The organism is Natronomonas sp. (genome assembly GCF_036625485.1).
GTDB lineage: Archaea > Halobacteriota > Halobacteria > Halobacteriales > Haloarculaceae > Natronomonas.
The window spans coordinates 1-2,963 of record NZ_JAZKTR010000226.1; the positions used below are offsets into that span (position 1 = coordinate 1).

Annotated in this window: 2 protein-coding genes and 1 pseudogene; all 3 read right to left on the reverse strand. The window is 67.2% G+C overall.

Annotated elements, in window-relative coordinates; translation table 11 throughout:
* Positions 1 to 496: pseudogene (locus V5A53_RS14215) on the reverse strand (tRNA uridine(34) 5-carboxymethylaminomethyl modification radical SAM/GNAT enzyme Elp3); the annotation flags it as partial.
* Between the two features lie 42 nt (positions 497 to 538).
* Positions 539 to 1,462 carry a hypothetical protein gene (locus tag V5A53_RS14220; RefSeq protein ID WP_332314269.1) on the reverse strand — a complete coding sequence of 308 codons (924 nt, stop codon included), beginning with the start codon at positions 1,460 to 1,462 and terminating at the stop codon, positions 539 to 541.
* Between the two features lie 26 nt (positions 1,463 to 1,488).
* On the reverse strand, positions 1,489 to 2,963 hold a 1,475-nt coding region (locus V5A53_RS14225; protein ID WP_332314270.1), incomplete at its 5' end, for an OB-fold nucleic acid binding domain-containing protein.

Genomic DNA, 2,963 nt, shown 5'->3' on the forward strand with positions numbered 1-2,963 from the left:
CGGTCATCGTCCCGCCCATCAGGATGAGTTCGACCTTGTCGACGGGGTGGCCGATCTCCCGCAGCTGGTGGAGTCGGAGGGTGACCTGCCCGTAGGGGTCGTAGTCGTTCTGGACGCCGCGGGCCGCGGCGGGTTCCTCGCCCGTGTAACTCTGCGAGGAGTCGAATTCCGAGGCGGGCCCGCCCGGACAGTAGAGACACTTGCCGTGCGGGCACATGTGCGGCGAGGTCATGATGGCGACGGGCGAGACGCCCGAGGCCGTCCGGACCGGCTTCCGCTGGAGGACCGACTGCAGTTCCCCGCGCTTGTCGTCGGGTGCGAAATCCAGCAACTCGGTGTTCTTCGGCACCTTCGGCGAGGAGTGTTCCCGGCAGGCGTCCATCTTCGCGGATTCGAGGTCGTCGCTGTCGATCTCGCCCGCGAGGATGTCCTCGACCAGCGACTCACAGACCTGCTGGAAGGCCTCGGTCTCGGCCGGGTCGGTGTCGGTACTCATTCGCTATCGGGACAAGGAGACCCGGCGGTAAGTGGCTAGCGGTTACGATTCCTCGACCCGGAGCCGGAAGGTTCGGCCGCCGACGCGGAGCGGTTCGCCCAACTCGACGTCGATGTCCCGAACCGTCGTCAGGCCGATGTCTTCGGCGGCCACTCCCACTGAAATCGTCCGGAGACGGACCTCCGGGACCTCCTCCAGAGACGGTATCGAGTTCCGGAAGGCCGGTATCGCCCCGACGGCCTCGGGGACGAGTTCCGTCGGGTCGTCCGCCGCCGTTCGCTCGAAGACGAGTTCCGACGACGCGTCGCTGAAGGAGACTCGGGCGACGCCGTCCTCGATCTTCGCCGGTCGTCCGGGGTCGAATTCGACGGTCGTTCCCCCGACCTCGAAGAGCGCGCCGACCGGTGGGTGGCTCTCGTCGGAGTCCTGGAACCGAACCGTTTCGACCCGGGCGTAGCGCCCCGGCCCGAGCATCGAGAGACTGAATACGCCCTCGATACGGTGGGGGCGGGTCCACGTCTCCCCCGGGTCAACCGGGAAGATACCGGAACGGCCCACCTGCGGCGACCGGATCTCGACCCACCGATGGCCCGTGTACTTCAGGAGTCGCCAATCGAGGTTGACGAACAGGGGGTCGGCACTGCGGTTGCGGACGAACATCTCTCCCGCCGTCGCATCCGGCGTGAATAGTTCCCGAGAGGGCATCGCGGCGACGAGCTGCTGGGCGGTTTCGTCCAGGTGATGGAACATGACGACGCCCTCTGGAGCGGGGGCTGACGCATCGAACCGCGACCCATCGACCGAGATGCTGCCGGACTCCGATTCGACATCGGGAATCGGTACCGGCGTCACCGTCGGCGTTTCCCGACGGGCGCGTCCACTACAGCCACCGAGCGCCGCAGCGAGGCCGGCGAGGAACGCACGACGAGAGGCAACGCTATGAAGGTACGTCGCTGTCGGCTTCAAATTACCGCGGAAAACGGTCGGTGTGGTTACGCAGAGGCGGTGACGACCTGTTCGGCGACCGAATCGACGACCGCATCGAGGACGGCATCGCGTTCGCCCGCGAGGAACTCGATTTTGGGGCGACGCGCACCGGGGTCCGAGACGCCGGCGTCCGGCGCTTCCAACTGGAGCGAGGCGACGACCGCTTCGAGGTCGAGGTCGGTGTCCGTGCGGACGTGGAGTTCGTCCTTGCCGACGCCGATGACGACGTCCGCATCGAGGCGGCGGTCGAGTTCGTCCAGCAGGAGTCGCGTCGGTGGGAAGTCGTAGGTGTGGGTGTAGGCTTCCGTATCGAGGACGGCGACCGTGACACCGTCGACATCACGCTCGTCGAGGTTCGGCGTCGCGGTGTCGAGTTCGGCCTCCAGTTTGGTACGGAACTGCTCGGAAACCTGCTCTGCGAGGCCGGTCCGCTTCTCGAACAGCAGGTCGATGATGAGCTCGCGCTTGTCCTCGTAGGACTGGTAGAACGCTTTCAGTGCGATGGCCTCGCGGAGTTTCTGCGCTGCATCGGCGTCGACACCGGCCTCCGAAGCGAGGTCGGTGTAGGTCTCGGGGGCGTCCTCCCAGAAGCTGATCGCGGGCAGGTGCCGGAGGTCATCGCGAACGTCGTCGTTCGTCGCGGCGGCGACGTTGGCGGCGACGGTCGCGGCGGTGCGGTCTTCGGCGGTGACGAGCGTGTCGATCTCGTCGACGACGGCGTCGTCTGCCGACTGGCCGTCGAGGACGACCCGCGGGGCACCGTAGATGTCCAGCAGTTCGAGGCCGTCCAGCGAGGCCTCCGTCGAGCCGGCGGCGGCGAAGACGAAAAGCGGGAGTTTCTCGTCGTGCTGTTCGCGGTCGCCCAGCATCCGGGTGGCGTCCTTCGTCGCGTCGTTCATGTCGTAGACGCCATCCTCCAGCGGCCGGCGGTCGAAGTAGTGGTAGACCGCGTCGGCGGAGGCGTGCTGGTCTTCGACCAGCGGCAGAACGGCCCGCTCGATTGCGGCGCCGGCGACGTAGCCGTCCGTCGTTGCGTCGTGGCGGACGACGACCGGTCGGGATTCGAGGACGGCGCGACGGATCACGGTCGCGGCCTCGCTTACGTCATCGGCGAGAGGCTCCAGCGCGTCGTCGTCACCGAGGAGTTCGGTCGTCTCGGGGCTAGCGGCGGCGTCGAGGGCTTCGTCCATCCGCGTCTCGACGGCGTCACGTGCGTCGTCGGTAAGTTCGACGAGGGATTCGGTTTCGACCTGAATCTCGTCGCGACGGAGGCGAACCTCGCCGTCGAGTCGGACGATGTCGTCGGCCTCGATGTCGGGGTAGGCGCGAACGCCCGCTTCCTCGAAGGCGGCACAGTCGACGACACCGGTTTCGTCGCGGACCTCGAAGACCGTCGGGCCGGACGTCTGGCGCGCGGAAACGATCTCGCCTTCCAGTCGGACGACGTCGCCGACGTGGTCGCGGAGGGAATCGACCGCGA